The organism is Paraburkholderia solitsugae, assembly GCF_013177695.1.
Classification (GTDB): domain Bacteria; phylum Pseudomonadota; class Gammaproteobacteria; order Burkholderiales; family Burkholderiaceae; genus Paraburkholderia; species Paraburkholderia solitsugae.
Genome location: NZ_WOEY01000051.1, coordinates 1 through 16,937, shown reverse-complemented (window position 1 = coordinate 16,937; position 16,937 = coordinate 1). Strand labels below are relative to the sequence as shown.

The 16,937-nt window shown below is 61.4% G+C and carries 17 protein-coding genes and 2 tRNA genes; 9 read left to right on the top strand and 10 right to left on the bottom strand.

The annotated features are described in order from the left end of the window. Positions 1 to 132 precede the first annotated feature (132 nt). On the bottom strand, positions 133 to 1,302 hold the full coding sequence (locus GNZ12_RS12270) for a lytic transglycosylase domain-containing protein (RefSeq protein WP_172310588.1): 1,170 nt from the start codon (positions 1,300 to 1,302) through the stop codon (positions 133 to 135). Positions 1,303 to 1,909: 607 nt separating this feature from the next. Between GNZ12_RS12270 and GNZ12_RS12265 the strand changes: the two genes are divergently transcribed. Together GNZ12_RS12265 and GNZ12_RS12260 are read left to right on the top strand one after the other, a co-directional pair. Beyond that, on the top strand, positions 1,910 to 3,478 hold the full coding sequence (locus GNZ12_RS12265; RefSeq protein WP_172310587.1) for a UbiD family decarboxylase: 1,569 nt from the start codon (positions 1,910 to 1,912) through the stop codon (positions 3,476 to 3,478). Positions 3,479 to 3,604: 126 nt separating this feature from the next. After that, a complete protein-coding gene (locus GNZ12_RS12260) occupies positions 3,605 to 4,282 on the top strand; it encodes a LysE family translocator (RefSeq protein WP_172310586.1) in 678 nt (225 codons plus the stop codon). A gap of 76 nt (positions 4,283 to 4,358) precedes the next feature. Here GNZ12_RS12260 and GNZ12_RS12255 read toward each other — a convergent pair whose 3' ends face one another. Both GNZ12_RS12255 and GNZ12_RS12250 read right to left on the bottom strand, forming a co-directional pair. After that, positions 4,359 to 5,324: a threo-3-hydroxy-L-aspartate ammonia-lyase gene (locus tag GNZ12_RS12255; protein ID WP_172310585.1), complete on the bottom strand. Its 966-nt coding sequence runs from the start codon at positions 5,322 to 5,324 to the stop codon at positions 4,359 to 4,361. 146 nt (positions 5,325 to 5,470) lie between these two features. Continuing rightward, on the bottom strand, positions 5,471 to 5,770 hold the full coding sequence (locus GNZ12_RS12250) for a hypothetical protein (RefSeq protein WP_172310584.1): 300 nt from the start codon (positions 5,768 to 5,770) through the stop codon (positions 5,471 to 5,473). A 766-nt stretch (positions 5,771 to 6,536) separates the two neighbouring features. On the opposite strand from GNZ12_RS12250, the gene GNZ12_RS12245 reads away from it, so the two are divergent. The 4 genes from GNZ12_RS12245 to GNZ12_RS12230 all read left to right on the top strand — a co-directional run bounded on the left by GNZ12_RS12245 (position 6,537) and on the right by GNZ12_RS12230 (position 8,814). Continuing rightward, on the top strand, positions 6,537 to 7,475 hold the full coding sequence (locus GNZ12_RS12245; RefSeq protein ID WP_172310583.1) for a Rossmann-like and DUF2520 domain-containing protein: 939 nt from the start codon (positions 6,537 to 6,539) through the stop codon (positions 7,473 to 7,475). A gap of 77 nt (positions 7,476 to 7,552) precedes the next feature. Beyond that, the gene (locus GNZ12_RS12240; RefSeq protein WP_121112413.1) at positions 7,553 to 7,873 is read left to right on the top strand and encodes an EthD family reductase; all 321 of its coding nucleotides are present in this window, start codon (positions 7,553 to 7,555) and stop codon (positions 7,871 to 7,873) included. Positions 7,874 to 8,092: 219 nt separating this feature from the next. Then, positions 8,093 to 8,656 carry a YggT family protein gene (locus tag GNZ12_RS12235; RefSeq protein WP_172310582.1) on the top strand — a complete coding sequence of 188 codons (564 nt, stop codon included), beginning with the start codon at positions 8,093 to 8,095 and terminating at the stop codon, positions 8,654 to 8,656. A gap of 84 nt (positions 8,657 to 8,740) precedes the next feature. Next, a tRNA-Gly gene (locus tag GNZ12_RS12230) sits at positions 8,741 to 8,814 on the top strand. A 174-nt stretch (positions 8,815 to 8,988) separates the two neighbouring features. On the opposite strand, the gene GNZ12_RS12225 is transcribed toward GNZ12_RS12230, so the two are convergent. Together GNZ12_RS12225 and GNZ12_RS12220 are read right to left on the bottom strand one after the other, a co-directional pair. Further along, positions 8,989 to 9,468: a hypothetical protein gene (locus tag GNZ12_RS12225; RefSeq protein ID WP_172310581.1), complete on the bottom strand. Its 480-nt coding sequence runs from the start codon at positions 9,466 to 9,468 to the stop codon at positions 8,989 to 8,991. A 3-nt stretch (positions 9,469 to 9,471) separates the two neighbouring features. After that, positions 9,472 to 9,855, bottom strand: coding sequence for an aggregation-promoting factor C-terminal-like domain-containing protein (locus GNZ12_RS12220; protein WP_172310580.1), 384 nt, complete (start codon positions 9,853 to 9,855; stop codon positions 9,472 to 9,474). A 386-nt stretch (positions 9,856 to 10,241) separates the two neighbouring features. Here GNZ12_RS12220 and trmB point away from each other — a divergent pair, with 386 nt between their 5' ends. Then, positions 10,242 to 11,030, top strand: coding sequence for a tRNA (guanosine(46)-N7)-methyltransferase TrmB (gene trmB / locus GNZ12_RS12215; protein ID WP_172310579.1), 789 nt, complete (start codon positions 10,242 to 10,244; stop codon positions 11,028 to 11,030). An 88-nt stretch (positions 11,031 to 11,118) separates the two neighbouring features. Here the strand turns inward: trmB and GNZ12_RS12210 are convergent, their stop codons facing one another. From GNZ12_RS12210 to GNZ12_RS12200, 3 genes are all read right to left on the bottom strand, one after another. Beyond that, a complete protein-coding gene (locus GNZ12_RS12210) occupies positions 11,119 to 11,955 on the bottom strand; it encodes an undecaprenyl-diphosphate phosphatase (protein WP_074282455.1) in 837 nt (278 codons plus the stop codon). 81 nt (positions 11,956 to 12,036) lie between these two features. Next, positions 12,037 to 12,630 (bottom strand): DUF1439 domain-containing protein, encoded by a 594-nt coding sequence (locus GNZ12_RS12205; RefSeq protein ID WP_172310578.1) that lies wholly within the window; start codon positions 12,628 to 12,630, stop codon positions 12,037 to 12,039. Between the two features lie 87 nt (positions 12,631 to 12,717). Continuing rightward, positions 12,718 to 13,047, bottom strand: a complete 330-nt coding sequence (locus GNZ12_RS12200) for a YkgJ family cysteine cluster protein (RefSeq protein ID WP_172310577.1) — start codon at positions 13,045 to 13,047, stop codon at positions 12,718 to 12,720. A 220-nt stretch (positions 13,048 to 13,267) separates the two neighbouring features. On the opposite strand from GNZ12_RS12200, the gene hemN reads away from it, so the two are divergent. Both hemN and GNZ12_RS12190 read left to right on the top strand, forming a co-directional pair. Beyond that, the gene (gene hemN / locus GNZ12_RS12195; protein ID WP_172310576.1) at positions 13,268 to 14,650 is read left to right on the top strand and encodes an oxygen-independent coproporphyrinogen III oxidase; all 1,383 of its coding nucleotides are present in this window, start codon (positions 13,268 to 13,270) and stop codon (positions 14,648 to 14,650) included. Between the two features lie 107 nt (positions 14,651 to 14,757). Further along, a tRNA-Leu gene (locus GNZ12_RS12190) sits at positions 14,758 to 14,842 on the top strand. Between the two features lie 125 nt (positions 14,843 to 14,967). Here the strand turns inward: GNZ12_RS12190 and GNZ12_RS12185 are convergent. Beyond that, positions 14,968 to 15,192, bottom strand: a complete 225-nt coding sequence (locus tag GNZ12_RS12185) for a DUF6900 domain-containing protein (protein WP_172310575.1) — start codon at positions 15,190 to 15,192, stop codon at positions 14,968 to 14,970. Between the two features lie 141 nt (positions 15,193 to 15,333). Next, a complete protein-coding gene (locus GNZ12_RS12180; protein WP_172310574.1) occupies positions 15,334 to 16,719 on the bottom strand; it encodes an amino acid permease in 1,386 nt (461 codons plus the stop codon). Positions 16,720 to 16,937 lie beyond the last annotated feature (218 nt).

Below are 16,937 nucleotides of genomic sequence, written 5' to 3'. Positions count from 1 at the left end.
AATGCCTGTGACGCGGGCCTCACAGCCGAGCAGGCCACCGCAAGTGCCAGCCGCAAAAGGAAAAGGACACTCGAGGTGTCCTTTTTTATACCTGCCGCCGTCTCATGCCAGGCAACCTGCGTTACATCAACATCAAGCGCCCAGCTCCGAGGCCGATGCCACATGCTTGGTGGCATTGGAACTGGCGTCGTCCTGATCGGACACCGGCGCTTTCACGGGCGCTGCCGCGCTCAACGGATGCCCGCCATCCAGCGTCACCTGCACGCGTTTGCCGTTAGTCGATGCAGCCGGCGCCGTGTTCGACGCCGTCAAAACCGGCGCCTGCGGTGCGTTGATCGGCACCTTGCGGCCACGCGCCACATCGCGCAGACGACCACGCTCGGCCATCACCTTGGCGCCGTAGCCGCCGTCGTCCTGCGAGGTCGAGCCGACGTAGAGACGCAAACCACCCGGCAGCGAACCGCCGCGTGAGATGCAATCCTTCAGCACCAGCGCACCCACCTTGATGTTCGCCAACGGTTCGAGCGCAGCGCTCTGGCCACCGAAATACTGGAATTTGTCAGAGTGAACCTTAGACATCACCTGCATCAGGCCCTGCGCACCCACGCCGCTCTCGGCGTACGGGTTGAAGCCCGATTCGATTGCCATCACGGACAGCAGGAGAAGCGGGTCGAGACCGACTTCGCGGCCGGTGTCGAACGCTGCCTTCACGAGCTCGCTAACGGGCTCCTGAGCGACGCGATAGCGCCGCGCCAAGTATGAAGAAACCAGATCCTGCTCGCGGGCCGAGACCAGCACATGATCGTCGCGCGCGTCGGCCGAGACGCGCTGCGCCGGGATCAGCCGCGCCAGTGCGGACACGCTCTGCATGGTGCGCGGGTCGAGGCCGTTCAGCGCCGCCACCACGCCCGTGCCGGACGTGCCGGTGCCGTCGAAGGCACCGTCGTAGCTGGTATTGCTGGCGGTGACGGGACTGTTCGCACCGCCAGTGGCGTCGCTACTGGTCGAATTCGCGGACAGCGCCTCGTCAGAGGACGCACGAGGCGGCCCGAAAGCCGGCAGCGGGTTGCCCTGCAGCAGACGGGCGGGACCGGCCTGCACAGCGGCGGAAATGACCGGCATCAGCTTGGCGGCAAGGGTGCCGCGCAAAGCTGGCATCAGCCACAGCGTAACGGCCAGCACGACGGCGATACCACCGACGATGCTGAACAGGTGATGACTCATTCGCGTCCCGCGACGCAACGCACCACGCACAACTTGCGCGATACGCTCATCGGGACGCCACGATAACCAGGCGTTCATTCAGATCTCCCATGTTGCATGATCCGCGAACTCCGCCAGTTGAACAGGCGGTAACACACGTTCGCAGAGTCAAGACATCGCGCGCACTGTCTGGTTAGGGCAGCAGCGACGTCGGGAAAACGGCATATACCGTTTGTGGGGAGCCATCTTGAAAAGAGGCCCGCGGCATGCCAAAAAACATGCAGGCGGAGGCTCCCACGCGAAAAACCAGCGTCAACAGGCGCTGGCGAGAACTTCAGTAAGACCGCCAAATACCGTGCAGGGGGTCGGCAAGCGGTGACGCGTTGCGTCTGAAGGGACCGGGGGCGGTGGTAAAAAGGTTCACGCCCTGCAACCAATGTGGACGGATTCTATGCAGGGTTTTATAGATCGTCAACACTATAAATAAGCAAATCTATAACTAATTGTAATAATGAACAGTGTTCAGTCCGCCGAAAACCGCGCGGCGCGCGCTTCTTGAGCTATCTCAATTACCCCTTCCAAAGTTGACCGTTGGGCCAATCTACGTGCGCCCGCCAACACAGGTAAAATCGACAATCGTTTTGGCCCCGCGAAGCCCCGCGGCGCCCTTCCTTTTTGCCGCTTGCGCGGCTCTCTACCGCACCAGATGAAATACAAAGACCTGCGCGATTTCGTCGGCCGTCTCGAAACGATCGGTGAACTGCGCCGCATCTCGCAAAACGTCTCGCCCGTCCTGGAAATGACCGAATTGTGCGACCGCGTGCTGCGCGCGGGCGGTCCGGCGTTGTTGTTTGAGAGCCAGCAGCAGCACGCGTTCCCGGTCCTCGGCAACCTGTTCGGCACGCCGCGGCGCGTCGCGCTCGGCATGGGGATCGACGCGCAAGCGGGTGAAGGCGATGGCGCGGCGCTGGAGTCGTTGCGCGACGTCGGCCGCCTGCTCTCCGCATTGAAGGAACCGGAGCCGCCGAAGGGGCTCAAGGACGCGGGCAAACTGTTCTCGCTCGCGAAGGCGGTTTGGGACATGGCGCCCAAAACGGTGAGCGCGCCGCCCTGCCAGGAGATCGTCTGGGAGGGCAGCGACGTCGACCTCGGAAAGCTGCCGATTCAGACCTGCTGGCCGGGCGATGCGGGGCCGCTGATCACATGGGGCCTGACCGTCACAAAAGGCCCGAATAAGAGCCGACAAAATTTAGGCATATATCGCCAGCAACTGATCGGGCGTAACAAACTGATCATGCGATGGCTCGCCCATCGCGGCGGCGCACTCGATTTTCGCGAGTTCGCGCTGCAGAATCCGGGCAAACCGTATCCCGTGGCCGTGGTGTTGGGCGCCGACCCCGCGACCATCCTCGGTGCGGTCACGCCGGTCCCTGACACGCTCTCTGAATACCAGTTCGCCGGACTGCTGCGCGGCGGCCGCACCGAACTCGCGAAGTGCATCACGCCAGGCGTCGACGGCTTGCAGGTGCCCGCGCGCGCGGAGATCGTTCTGGAAGGCTTCATCTATCCACAGGAAGGCACGCCCTCGCCCGCGCCCGCAGGCGCGCCGCCACGGCCGCTCAAAGGCGCCTCAGCGGCTTACGAACATGCGCTGGAAGGCCCCTATGGCGACCACACCGGCTATTACAACGAGCAGGAGTGGTTTCCCGTCTTCACGGTCGAGCGCATCACCATGCGGCGCGACGCGATCTACCACTCCACCTACACCGGCAAACCGCCCGATGAGCCCGCCGTGCTCGGCGTTGCACTCAACGAAGTGTTCGTGCCGCTGTTGCAGAAGCAGTTCACCGAGATTACCGATTTCTATCTGCCGCCCGAAGGATGCAGCTACCGGATGGCGATCGTGCAGATGAAGAAGAGCTACCCCGGCCACGCCAAACGCGTGATGTTCGGCGTGTGGAGCTTCCTGCGGCAATTCATGTATACGAAATTCATCGTCGTGGTCGACGAGGACGTGAATATCCGCGACTGGAAAGAAGTGATCTGGGCCATCACCACGCGTATCGATCCGGCGCGCGACACCGTGCTGGTCGACCGCACGCCGATCGACTATCTGGATTTCGCCTCACCGGTGGCCGGTCTCGGATCGAAGATGGGACTTGACGCGACCAACAAATGGCCTGGCGAAACCGATCGCGAATGGGGCCGCCCAATCGAGATGGACAAGGCGGTCAAACAACGCATCGATACCTTGTGGGATGAGTTGGGACTGTAAAAACAGATCCCGAATCACACTCTGGAATTTTTAGGATTCTGTCGGCATCGAAGCGATCCCGTCACCCGCCGGATCGCTCGCGCGCGAACAAGTCTGAATAACAAAACTGATGGAGCGGTTGCGCGGATGCATGCCTTTTCAATGATGTCGGATGGTTTTTTTCTGTCGTTGTCGTTGTGTCTGGATATCGGTCTCGTCAACGTCGCGATGATTTCGTTGACGCTGTCGCACGGCTTCAAACCGGGCTTCTGGTTGGGCCTCGGTTCCTGTTTCGGCGATCTGGTTTATGCTGCGCTCGCGCTTGCGGGAATGGCTGCGCTGCTGCAATTCGAATCGGTGCGCTGGGTAGTGTGGATCGGCGGCGCGGCGATCCTGCTGTTTCTCACGTGGAAGATGGCGCGTGAAGCACTGTTCCCGGCGTCGGCACCGGCCGTTGCCGGAGAAGCGGACGCCAAAGCGTCACATCTTTCCCCATGGCGCGGTTTCTTGCGCGGCGTATTGCTGGCGATGTCGTCGCCTTCGGCGATTCTGTGGTTCGCCGCAGTCGGCGGCGCGCTTATCGCGAAAGCCGGCGCCACCAGTGTGACGACTGCGCCGGTGTTCCTCGGCGGCTTCTTCCTGGGTGGCTTGTGCTGGACGATCTTTCTCTGCGGACTCGGCAGCCACGGCCGCAAACGCGCCGGCACCGGCTTGCTGCGCGCGTGCCACGTGTTGTCGGCGCTGCTGTTCGCGTACTTCTCGTATAGCGTGATCGTGAACGGGTATCACGATCTGATCGTGCAAACCGCCCCGGTGGCAAGCTAGAAAAAACGGCTCGCCATAGCGAGCCGTGTTCCATCGATTTCAACGTGTGCCGCGCGGCGTAAAGCGGTAAAGCCTATCAGGCGAGATACTGCGCCAGCTTCGCCAGATCGACGTTGCCCCCACTCACCACCACACCCACGCGCTTGCCCTTCACCGGCACGATGCCGTTGAGCACGGCAGCCGCGGCGAGGCAGCCCGTCGGCTCGACCACGATCTTCATGCGTTGCGCAAAGAAGCGCATGGTCTCGATCAACTGCTCATCGCTAACCGTTTCGATTTGCGCGACCAGTTTCCGGATGATGGCGAACGTGTAGTCGCCGAGGTGCGTGGAGGCAGCGCCGTCGGCAATCGTTCGCGGCGCATCGATATGCACGATCTCGCCGCGCGCGAGCGATTGCTGGCCGTCGTTGCCGGCTTCGGGCTCGACGCCGATCACGGTGCACGCCGGGCTCAATGCCGCCGCCAAAAAAGCGCTGCCGCCGATCACCCCCCCCCCGCCGAGGCAAACGAACAGCATGTCGAGCGGGCCGGTTTCTTCGATCAACTCCTTCACCGCCGTGCCCTGCCCCGCGATCACGTGCGGATGGTCGTATGGCGGAATCAGCGTCATGCCACGCTCTTCAGCGAGCCGCCGGCCGATCTCTTCGCGATTCTCGGTGTAGCGGTCGTAGCTGATCACTTCGCCGCCATAGCCCTTGGTCGCCGCGACTTTGGCAGCGGGCGCGTCGTGCGGCATGATGATCGTCGCGTGAATCCCCGCAAGGCGCGCCGATAGCGCGATCGCTTGCGCGTGGTTACCCGACGAGTACGTCAGCACACCCGCTTTGCGTTGCTCCTCGTTGAAATGCGAAATCGCGTTGTAGGCGCCGCGAAACTTGAAGGCGCCCATGCGCTGAAAATTTTCGCACTTGAAGAACACCGACGCGCCCGTGCGCTCATTGAACGTGCTTGAGGTTAGAACAGGGGTACGGTGGGCGACGCCGTCGAGACGCGCAGCGGCGTCGAGTACGTCGTCGAAAGTGGGGGCGGGAAGCGCTTGCATCGGCGAAATTCTCCAGAGCGGGGGCGAAATAGCCATTCTCCCAGCTTCGCCAGTGCTTTGGTATGCCGCAGTAAAAACACAAACGGCGTAACCCGGCGATCAAGCCGGCGTTACGCCGTCAACACCTCTCTGCGCGCTTCTTGCGATCAGCGGCGATAGTAGCCGTGGCCGTAATACCCACGGTAATAGCCGTGGTGATAATAAGGACGGCCATAGCCACCGTAATACCCACCCACCACGACTGCCGGCGGCGCGTAATAGCCCGGGGCATACACCACCGGCGGAGGCGGCGGCGCGTAATAGACCGGCGGCGGTGCTGCATAAACCGGATAGGCGGGTGCGATTGGAATGCCAATACCGATACCGACGGAGACATGCGCTTCCGCAGCGGTAGCGAACCCCACGCCGAGCGCGGCGGCAACGACAAACGGAACGATCTTTTTCACTTTTATTCTCCTGGCGCGGCCCACTAAGGTCGCCGACTTCGCATGCGTTGCATGCTATGAAATCAATGTATCGAAAAAGACCGCGCCGAGATGTTCGCATTTGTTGCAAATTGCAATTGGCGGCAATGGGTCGGAATGTGCACCGGCGCAGCGCCGGCCAGACACGTCGTGCAACGGACCGAGAACTAAGGGTTTGCCAGCGGTCGAGCGGACGCAAATCCACTGCTTTGCGGGTCTCGCGGCTTCGCGCCCTCACTTGTCAGTAATCTTTGATTACAAATTAGCTTCAATTCTGACGGCTCAAATGAAAAATGCCCGGCGCAATCGCACCGGGCATTTCTTACACGTGAGCAGACGGTATTTCAGCCTACCTTCACATAGGCGAATTCTCTGGAGACGTTGGGCGGGACATACGCGCCGCTGATACACACGCGTGGCGTCAGACGCTTCTTCTGATCCCACCAGCGACGGCGCTGCGAGTGCGTCAAGAACCGCAAGTGCTTTCGGTAAGAAAAAATATTCATCGTTACCTCCCGAATCTGACTGCGAGACGAAAAACCCAGAACAGCAACTGCCAAACCGGCTCATGGAGAAATTGTGAGCAGTTTTCGGACCCGCGGGGCGCGCGCGCCCGGATGACCGACCAGAGGCGCCATATCGCGCGCGCACTGATCAGAGGAATGCCGGCGCCGGGACACGCCACTGCTGGACGGATGCGCGATACTTCTGTTTTCTCTTTCAAGTATCCCGTCTGGAGCAGGCAACCATGTCCCAGCCCTCTCTGCCGCGCCTCGGCTTCATCGGTGCGGGCCGGCTCGCGCGCTGTCTTGCGCTAAGCTTTTCACGCGCCGGCTATCCCGTCACGGCGGTGGCGAGCCGCACGGCAGCCTCGGCCAGCCGGCTCGCCAGTCAAATCGAGTATTGCGCGGCATTCGACGATCCACAACAGGTCGTCGACGCCGCAGACATCGTCTTTTTAGCCGTTCCCGATGACAGTATCGGTACGTCAGCGCACACTCTGCGGTTCGCGGCGGACGCGGCAAGCGGCCCACACGGCAAAGCGCTCGTGCATTGCAGCGGCGCCTCGCCGGTCGAATTGCTGGCCCCGGCACGCGACCAGGGCGCCTCGATCGGCGGATTTCACCCACTTTACCTCTTTAGCGGCGATCTCGCCGACATCGACCGTATCGCCGGTTGCTCGGTGACAATCGAGGCCGACGGCGCGCTCAAGGACGCGCTAACGGCGCTGGCCGTCGCCCTGCGCTGTCATCCGCTGTCGATTCCAGCGGGCGGCCGCATGCTGTATCACGCCGCCGCGCATTACGCCGCCAGTTTCGCGCTGTGCAGCCTCGCAGAATGCGTCGCACTATGGCGCACGCTGGGCTTTGCCGAAGACGACGCACTGCGCGCACTGCTGCCGATGCTCTCCGGCACTATCGAAACCGCCCGCGACAAAGGCCTGCCCAACGCGCTCGCCGGCCCCGTGTCGCGTGGCGATACGGGAGTCGTGGAAAAGCAGTTGGCACTGCTGGAAGGCCTCGGCGGCGACCACGCCGCGCTGTACGGTTTGCTGTCGCGGCGTGCGGTCGGACTGGCCGAACGCGGCGCCAATCCGCCTGCTGCAATCGAGGCGATTGCCGAAGCGGTGGAAGAATCGCTCAATCGATCGCTGAATCAGGCCGCAGCAGGTGCAAGCGTCAAGTAAGGCGTGATAATGTGACGTCCGGCGCCGCGCGCAATCCGCCAGCGCCGCGCTTCGGGACCAACAGACGAGAACGCACAATGATCAAGGTCAGCATCCTTTATCCGTACCGGGAAAACGGCCACTTCGACGTGGACTACTACTGCGTCACGCACATGCCGCTCGCGGCGAAGCTGTTCGGGCCGTCGCTGAAAGGCTGGTCGGTCGACGTCGGCATCAATGCCGGGCCGCCGGGAACGCCGCCGCCGTATGTCGCTGCAGGTCACTTTCTGTTCGAAAGCGCGGACGACTTCTACAAGGTCTTCAAGCCGGCCTCGGAACAGCTGGTTGCCGACATTCCGAATTACACGGACGGCGGCAATGGCACGATTCTGATCAGCGAAATCAAGATTTCTGTGTGATATCCCGTGGCCGGGTTCGGCCTGGCCGGCATGCGGTTCGCCGACTAGACTGACTCGAGCATCTGGAAATTGATCCACCGCGTCCCCATTTGTGACGCGTCACGCGCCCTCCCGCGGGAACGGCGCAGGCAATCTAAATGAACCCGCCGGCGCACCGATCGGTCCGCGCCGGCACCCGCGGCCGATCGACGGCCGTCATCCGAAGGATAAGGACACGAGATGTTTGGCGATATCGCCCGCTTTCTGCTCAATACCGTCTTTACGCTGTTCGGCGCCGCGTTGCTGCTGCGCGCATGGCTGCAGGTCGTGCGTTTGCCGCCGTACAACCCCGTCTCGAACGCCGTGCTGCAAGCCACCAACTGGATCGTGCTGCCTTTGCGGCACATCCTGCACAGCACCCGCAACATCGACTGGGCGAGTCTTGTCGCCGCCTTGATTGCGGCCATCATTTATGTGGTGCTGATGGTGGTGCTCACAGGCGCCGATCCGCTCACGCTCGTGCCGACACTGCTGATCGTCGCTGTGCTGACGGTCATCAAGTGGGCGCTGAATCTGATCATCTGGATGACGATCCTGATGGCGCTGCTGTCGTGGCTCAATCCGCGCTCGGCGGCCATGCCCATTCTGTACCAGCTGACCGCGCCGTTCCTGAATCCGCTGCGCCGCGTGGTGCCGCAACTTGGCGGCATCGACCTCTCGCCGATTCTGCTGTTCGTGATCGTGCAGGTGCTGCTAATGGTGGTGACGCGTGCGGCTGTTCAGTTGACCTACTTCGTGATCTGAACGGCGCTGCGCGCGCCTTGTGGCAAGGGCGGTGGCAGCGCGATTTGCGCTAACCGCCCCTTCCCGAGTAGAATCATGCGCTCTGCGGGCGTCGTATAATGGTAATACCCTAGCTTCCCAAGCTAGAGCCGTGGGTTCGATTCCCATCGCCCGCTCCAGATTCTTTTCAGCCCGCCTGGCGATCGATCAGGCGGCTTCGCGAAAGGGTCTGAGTCTGCTGCAGAGTCTGTCGCATTTCCCGCCAGCCATACCCTCCCAGCCTTTGATCCGAGAAGACGCACAACGACGCGATGAGCCGGCGCGGTGTCAACACGCCATTGCGCGAGCCGCCACTAGTTCTTCGCAGCCTTCTCAACCACCTTAACCAGTTTGAAGCTGTCTTTGTCCAACGCGTAGTAGTACGTCCCGCCACCCTCTTCATTCCTGCTGCCGTGAACCACCAGCAGGCGGCTGTCGCGCCGGAATTCGATCGGCTCCTGCACATCCACGTCCCAGCAGCACACCGTAAAAGGCAGCCACGTGACGCGGCCGGTCTTCGCATCGATCACCACAGTGGACACGCAGGACGTCCCGCAGCCCCAGCTTGCCAGCACGTAGTGCCCGGCGAAGTTCGGCTTCTGCCGGCTGGCTTCGCGGATACGCGTCGCATATTCCTTGTCGTCCGCGGATACGAGCCGCACTTTCGCCGCTTTGCCCGCAAATGTGTCGTTCACCGCGAAGTCTTCAAAGCGCGGCACACCGGCATCAGCGGCTTGCGCGACGCTCATCCAGCACATGGCCGACACGAAGCCCATCAATAGAAACTTTTTCATTGCTCAATACCAGTGGTGTTTTTCCCAGAACAGCCGCGCTGATGCAGCGGTGTGATACCGCCCGAGAATATAGCGAATCCCGCCCTGACATTCCTCAACGGCATTACGCAACGATTTTTCGCCATTCGGATTCAATTCATATTGAGGCCGCAACAACTGATAAAGCCCGCGTGCGGACGACTTCCCATTGCGCACGTCCACCACGCCGCTCGACTCCTGCGCCATGAGCCACAGTAAATCGTTGCATTGCGTGAGCGGAACGCCTTCAATGCCCATAGCTTTGCGAAGTGCATTCTGGGAGGTGGTCGGAACCGCAGTTGGATCGATAGCGACCCTATCCGTTTTGGCGGCTTTTGCCTCACGATGATTGTGTACGTGTTTGCCCATAGTGGATTTTCGTTTTGATAATCGTTGCAACGGGATGGCTTACAACGCGATTAAATCATACGAATGGCAATCACGGTTATGAAAACGTAATATTGATGCCGGTTTCAGCCCCCTTCAAGCCCGCCACCGTCTGGACGCACCCTTTTCGGGTGTGCTACCTTACGCGCACTCGTAATGCCCGCTCCACCTTCCTGCTGAGCCGTCAGCAGAATCCCGCACGAGCCGCCTCCCATGAAGGCGGCTTTTTTGTAGTGGCAGCGGCCATGCATGCCGATTCGAGCGAACCGCCGCGCCTGCGAACTGCGGCCCGTGCCGCGCAAGCGCAAACGTGCCTCGCAACGCGCCATGCAAGCCGCCATGCCCTCACCCTTGTAGCAGTATCGACAATGATCCACGATCCAAACGACGCCGGCCTGCCGGACGAACTTCCGCCGGCTTCCACCGAAACCGAAGGCCAACCGGCCGATACCGGCACCGACGCCCCGCAAGAAGAAACCTTGCATCGACGCCGTATTCGCAGCTTTGTCACGCGTGCGGGTCGCGTGTCGACCGGCCAGCGCCGCGCGATGGACGAACTCGGTCCACGTTTCGTTGTGCCCTTCACGCCAGAGCAACCCGACTGGAATAGCGTGTTCGGCCGCGCTGCGCCGCGCGTGCTGGAAATCGGATTCGGGATGGGCGCGACCACTGCGGAGATCGCCTCGCACCGCCCTGACGACGACTTCCTCGGCGTCGAAGTGCACGAGCCAGGCGTAGGCGCGCTGCTGAAGCTGATGGGCGAGCAGGACCTGTCGAACATCCGCATCATTCAGCACGACGCGGTCGAAGTCCTCGAACAGATGATTGCGCCAGACAGCCTCGACGGCGTTCATATCTTCTTTCCAGACCCGTGGCACAAGGCGCGCCACCACAAGCGCCGGCTGATCCAGCCGAAGTTCGTCGCGTTGCTGGTTTCGCGTCTGAAGCCGGGCGCCTATCTGCATTGCGCGACCGACTGGCAAAACTACGCCGAGCAGATGCTCGAAGTGCTAGGCGCCGATCCCGCGCTGGACAATACCGCCGACGACTACGCGCCGCGTCCCGACTATCGTCCGGTGACGAAGTTCGAGCGCCGTGGGCTACGGCTCGGGCATGGGGTGTGGGATCTGGTGTTCAGGAAGCGCGCCGCGTCGTAAAACTGCACGCAACGACTCGCTCGCCATAAGAAAAAGGTCCGCAAACAAACGCGGACCTTTTTTCATGAGCCGAACGACAAGCGGAGACTCAGTCCGCCCAGCTCAATGCGCCGCTATAGCCCACCAGCAGGATCAACAGACCGAAGCCGATCCGGTACCACGCGAACACGGTGAAATCGTGCGCGGAGATGTAGCGCAGCAGCCAGCGCACGCAGGCGAAGGCGCTGATGAAGGCAGCCACGAAGCCGAGCGCGAAACTGCCGAGCGCGTCGACAGACAGTAAATGCCAGTCTTTATAGAGCTCGTACGCCGTCGCACCGAAGATGATCGGAATCGCGAGGAAGAAAGAAAACTCCGTAGCCACACGCCGCTCGAGGCCAAACAGCATCCCGCCGATGATCGTCGAACCCGAGCGCGACATGCCAGGTATCAGCGCGAAACATTGAGCAAGGCCGACTTTCAACGCATCCAACGGGCTCAAATCGTCAACGTGCTGAACGCGCGCCGCCGCGTCACCGCGTGCTCGTTGGCGCGCTTCCGCCCACAGGATCACCACCCCGCCCACCACCAGCGCGAACGCGACGGGCACCGGCGAAAACAGCGCCGCCTTGATGGCCTTTTCGAACAGCAAGCCGAGCACGACGGCCGGAATCGTCGCAATGATCACATTCAGCGTAAAACGCCTTGCGTCGGGCCGGCTGGGCAAGCCGACCACCACGCTGCCGATGCGACGGCGAAACTCCCAACACACGGCCAGAATCGCGCCAAGCTGGATCACGACATCGAAGGTTTTCGCGTGGTCATCCGTGAAATTGAGCAGACTGCCCGCGACGATCAAATGGCCGGTGCTCGACACCGGCAAAAATTCCGTCAACCCTTCGACGACGCCCAGAATCAGCGCCTTGCAAGCCATTAGCCAGTCCATCCGTGACCCTCATCGCTGTAGATAGTCGATATGAACAGGGTCAACACGGTGCGCGCGCGGCCCTGCCGGCCGCGCGCAGCGTCATTTCTCGACGATTTGTACGCGTATGCCGTTTGTAAGGATTGTGATTGTACCGGGTTCGTAGTTCACGCCGGCAAATTGCAGTTGTTCGGGCTTGAAGGTGTAGATCGGGTAGTTGGTCAGCAACTGCGTGGCAAGCACGGCCGCTGCGGCGTTGATCTGCTGCGTGTAAGCCTGCGCGCCGCCGCTCACGCTGACGTTGTCGACATTCGGCGACTTCAGCACGACCGATTTGCTGGCGGCGTCATAGGCCAGTTCGCTCGACAGCGTGAAGACGCCGTCGACCGGCTGCGGCATGAACGGGCTCACGAGCCGCGCATCAAGTTTCACCGAGACGCGGTTCGCGTCCGGCAGGAAGCCGACCACCGGATTGGTCAGCGCGACCTCGAACACTTGCGAAACCGTGCGCTGATATGGGAATTTGCGCTGCACCGCCTCCTGCACCTGCTGCTGCGAGAACGTGTAGTGCGACGGAATGAACGGAAAGATGGGCGTCGCGCAGGCCGCCAGCGACACGGTGATGCCAAGCGCGGTAGAGCCTGTCAGTGCGGCAAGCAGGAAGCGGCGCCGGGTCGGCGCTGCGGGTCGAGTCATGCGAAATCTCCTGTGGAAGCCTTTTCGACCATGCGGTTACGTTGGCTTGTTTGTCCGGGTGGATGACGTAGCGGAACCGTCCGCGCGCTATCGGCGCACCGCCGGTTCCGGTTGCGTCTGCGTTTCAAGCTGGGTGAGCCATGCGAGTGCTTCGCCGCGGCTCGCGCCGCACATTTCCACCTGCGGTTGCAGACCGGAACAGCACGCCGGCCGCTCCGGCAGGCCGAAGATCGCGCAGCGCAGATCGTCGCCGAGTTGCACGCAGCGCACGCCCGCCGGCTTGCCATTCGGCATACCAGGGATCGGGCTCGAAATCGACGGCGCGATACAGCACGCGCCGCAATCGGGACGGCACGCATGACCGGCCACATCGAATGGGAACTCGCGCTTCACAATGCTATTCGGCACATCAGTCACGACATTTTTCCTGAACTCAAAAACAGACAACGCAACACCAGACCCGCATTGTGCCATCGCATCCCGTGCGACCTTTTTACACAATCCGGCAACGGGTCGCTCACGTAAACTGGACGGATACGAAAGGCCACGCTCAAGAGGCGTCTGCGCTGTTCGATCCGGTCCCGAGAATCCGCCGGCTCGTGCCTCTTCAAGGGTGGCTGTCAAACCCGAGCGCCCCATGACCACCGCCAACACGCTATTCCGCCCCGACCTGCTCGCCAAATACAACGCGAACGGTCCACGGTATACGTCCTATCCGACCGCCTTGCAGTTCCGCGACGCGTTCGATCCCGCCGACTATTTGCGCGCCGCGGACCCCGGGGCTTCTGCCACCGACCTCTCCCTGTACTTCCACATCCCCTTTTGCGACACCGTGTGCTTCTACTGCGGTTGCAACAAGGTCGCCACGAAAAACCGCGCGCACGCGCGTCCCTATGTCGAGCACCTGAAGCGTGAAATGGCTTTGCAGGCGGCGTGTTTCGACACGCGGCGCCCCGTGTCGCAATTGCATTGGGGCGGCGGCACGCCCACCTTCCTGTCGCACGATGAAATGGCGGAACTGATGGCAACGGCGCACGAGCACTTCACGTTGCTGCCCGATACCGAAGGCGAATATTCCATCGAAGTCGATCCGCGCGAAGCCTCGCCCGAGACCGTTGCGCATCTGCGCACGCTCGGCTTCAACCGGCTCAGTCTCGGCGTGCAGGATTTCGATCCGGTGGTGCAGCAGGCGATCAATCGCATTCAGCCGCTCGAGATGACCGCGTCGGTGATGCAAGCCGCGCGTGACACGGGGTTCCACTCGATCGGCGTCGATCTGATTTACGGGCTGCCGCATCAAACGGTCGACAGCTTCAGCCGTACGCTCGACACGATGATCGAGCTCGCGCCCGATCGCCTTTCGGTGTTCGCGTATGCGCATATGCCGCAGCTCTTCAAGATGCAACGGCAGATGGACGAGGCCACGCTGCCCTCACCTGACGTACGCCTCACGATCCTGCAACGGGTGGTCGAGCGGCTCACGGGCGCGGGCTATGTTTACATCGGCATGGATCACTTCGCGCTGCCCACAGACGAACTCGCGCGCGCGCAAGCACAGTGCACGTTGCATCGGAATTTCCAGGGGTACAGCACGCGGGCGGAATGCGATCTGATCGGTTTCGGCGCGTCGTCGATCGGCAAAGTCGGCGACGTGTACGCGCAGAACATTAAAGACCTGCCCGGCTATGCCGCGGCAATCGATGCGGGCAAGCTCGCGATCACGCGCGGCGTGCGCCTCACCGCGGACGACCGTCTGCGTCGCGATGTGATCACGCAATTGATGTGCAATCTGGAACTGCGCTTCGATGAATTCGAAGCCGCATACGGCATCCGCTTCGCCGATACGTTCGAGCCGGAACTGGAGCGCTTGCGCGGCTTCGAGCAGGACGGACTGGTGTCGATAGGCGGCAGCACGCTCGAAGTGCAGATGGCCGGGCGCATGCTCGTGCGTAACATCGCAATGGTGTTCGACCGCTATCTCGGCCAGCAAGCGCTCGAACGTTTTTCACGCACGGTTTGATGGCTGAGCAGGAGAAGAAGGCAACCGGCTTGCCCGTCGTCGAATTTTCCGCCATAATCTGCGTCTTCGCCGCGCGCCCTACTTGCGACGCGTGCGCTTGAAGACCTGCCCAGGTGGTGAAATTGGTAGACGCAGGGGACTCAAAATCCCCCGCCGCAAGGCGTGCCGGTTCGATTCCGGCCCTGGGCACCAAAAAAGATTCGAGAGCAGTACCGTGTAAAATCAAAAAGCCCCGCCCAGCCATGCTGCGCGGGGCTTTTTGTTGCCCTGCCTTTATTGCCCTTCGTAAAGCAACGAAATCAGGCATTGAAACCGCATTACTGGTGTTGGTCTGCAAGACTTCCGTTCGAACTCACTCGACGGCCGGTCATGAGGCCAGCATCGTAAGCCGCTTCCAGCGCTCTCGCGAGGCTATTGACGCGCACGATGCGTAAATCCGCGCTCGCCTTGCCGCTCAGTTCGAACGTCGCGATGCCGAGCGTTTCATGCGCGATCGATAGCAACAAGTCCAAACGTGCGTCGTGTTCGATGATGGTGTTCATGGTCGGCTCCTGACATGCGACATTGCACTTATCAGCTTAGGCAATAATTGCCTAAGCAATATGTGACGTTCCGCCGCATATTGAAGCTCTTCTCGACATTGGGCGGTCCGACGCCAACGGCCCCGGCGCCCATCATCCGCCTTACTGCCTTGCCACTCGCGCACCGCCATGCATCGCTGCGCGCCGGCGCTTGAACACATAGCCGGCCCACATCACGACCAGCCATGCGGGCACGAGCCACACCGAGACCGACAGGCCCGGCGTCATCGCCAGAATCACGAGGATCAGCGCCATAAAAGCGAGGCAGATCCAGTTGCTGACCGGGAACCAGAACGACTTGAACACGAGCGTCTCGCCTGCCGCCACCATCGCCTTGCGCGACTTCAGATGCGTCAGGCTGATCAGCGCCCAGTTCAACACCAGCGCGGCCACCACCAGCGCCATCAGCAAACCGAGCGCTTCGGCCGGAATCAGATAGTTGATGATCACGCAGGTGAACGTGGCGAGCGCCGACAAGCCAATCGCCATATACGGCACGCCACGGCGGTCGACCATCATCAGCGCGCGCGGTGCATTGCCCTGTTCCGCGAGACCGTAGAGCATGCGGCTATTCGCATACACGCCGCTGTTGTACACCGACAGCGCCGCGGTCAGCACCACCACGTTGAGGATGTTCGCGGTCAGCGTCGAGCCGATCTGCGAGAAGATCATCACGAACGGGCTGCCGCCGGCCGCCACCTGATTCCACGGATACAGCGAGAGCAGCACCGCCAGCGAGCAGATGTAGAAAATCAGAATCCGGTAGATCACCTGATTCACGGCCTTCGGAATGCTCTTCTGCGGGTCGGCCGCTTCAGCGGCTGTAATGCCGATCAACTCGAGGCCGCCGAACGAAAACATGATGACCGCGAGCATCATGAACAGGCCGTGAAAACCATGCGGGAAAAAGCCGCCGTCGGCCCAGAGATTGGTGATCGAGGCTTGCGGCCCGCCGTGGCCGCTGATCAGCAGATAGCCGCCGAACAGGATCATGCCGATCACCGCCACGACCTTGATGATCGCAAACCAGAATTCGGTTTCGCCGTACGCTTTGACGTTGGCGAGATTGATCGCGTTGATGATGGCGAAGCACACCAGCGCCGAGACCCACGTGGGCACCCCCGGCCACCAGTAATGCACGTAGGTGCCGACTGCGGTCAGCTCGGCCATGCTCACGAGCACATACAATACCCAGTAGTTCCAGCCGGACAGGAAGCCGGGAAAGTCGCCCCAATATTTGTACGCGAAGTGGCTGAACGAACCGGCAACCGGCTCCTGCGCCACCATTTCACCAAGCTGGCGCATGATCATGAAGGCGATGATGCCGCCGATCGCGTAGCCGAGAATCATCGACGGGCCGGCTGCCTTCAACACGCTGGCGGAGCCGAGAAACAAGCCGGTGCCGATCGCCCCGCCCAGCGCGATCAGCTGGATGTGGCGATTCTTAAGCCCGCGCTTCAGGCCGTCTTGCTGCTGTGCACTATTCAAAATTGCGCCCCAGTGTATGGATATCGATCACCTGATCGGACTTATGGTCCGCTTCGGCAGAACCTGAAATTTTACCGCGCCCGAAATTAGCTCAATACTGGGAGCAACCCGCGCTTGGTTCTGCGCCGCACTTAACGGCAAGGATAGTGATTGTCACTGGCGTGGTGCTTCGGTATGTTGCCCTAGTCAAGGTTTCAGCCTTCGGAGATTCAACATGT

Bases quoted from the DNA above. Each gene is read 5' to 3' on its own strand.
- GNZ12_RS12205 (WP_172310578.1), bottom strand. From the start codon at position 12,630: ATGACTCGACCCGCAGCGCCGACCCGGCGCCGCTTCCTGCTTGCCGCA.
- GNZ12_RS12225 (WP_172310581.1), bottom strand. From the start codon at position 9,468: ATGAAAAAGTTTCTATTGATGGGCTTCGTGTCGGCCATGTGCTGGATG.
- GNZ12_RS12240 (WP_121112413.1), top strand. From the start codon at position 7,553: ATGATCAAGGTCAGCATCCTTTATCCGTACCGGGAAAACGGCCACTTC.
- GNZ12_RS12210 (WP_074282455.1), bottom strand. From the start codon at position 11,955: ATGGACTGGCTAATGGCTTGCAAGGCGCTGATTCTGGGCGTCGTCGAA.
- trmB (WP_172310579.1), top strand. From the start codon at position 10,242: ATGATCCACGATCCAAACGACGCCGGCCTGCCGGACGAACTTCCGCCG.
- hemN (WP_172310576.1), top strand. From the start codon at position 13,268: ATGACCACCGCCAACACGCTATTCCGCCCCGACCTGCTCGCCAAATAC.
- GNZ12_RS12255 (WP_172310585.1), bottom strand. From the start codon at position 5,324: ATGCAAGCGCTTCCCGCCCCCACTTTCGACGACGTACTCGACGCCGCT.
- GNZ12_RS12265 (WP_172310587.1), top strand. From the start codon at position 1,910: ATGAAATACAAAGACCTGCGCGATTTCGTCGGCCGTCTCGAAACGATC.
- GNZ12_RS12245 (WP_172310583.1), top strand. From the start codon at position 6,537: ATGTCCCAGCCCTCTCTGCCGCGCCTCGGCTTCATCGGTGCGGGCCGG.
- GNZ12_RS12270 (WP_172310588.1), bottom strand. From the start codon at position 1,302: ATGAACGCCTGGTTATCGTGGCGTCCCGATGAGCGTATCGCGCAAGTT.
- GNZ12_RS12220 (WP_172310580.1), bottom strand. From the start codon at position 9,855: ATGGGCAAACACGTACACAATCATCGTGAGGCAAAAGCCGCCAAAACG.
- GNZ12_RS12235 (WP_172310582.1), top strand. From the start codon at position 8,093: ATGTTTGGCGATATCGCCCGCTTTCTGCTCAATACCGTCTTTACGCTG.
- GNZ12_RS12260 (WP_172310586.1), top strand. From the start codon at position 3,605: ATGCATGCCTTTTCAATGATGTCGGATGGTTTTTTTCTGTCGTTGTCG.
- GNZ12_RS12185 (WP_172310575.1), bottom strand. From the start codon at position 15,192: ATGAACACCATCATCGAACACGACGCACGTTTGGACTTGTTGCTATCG.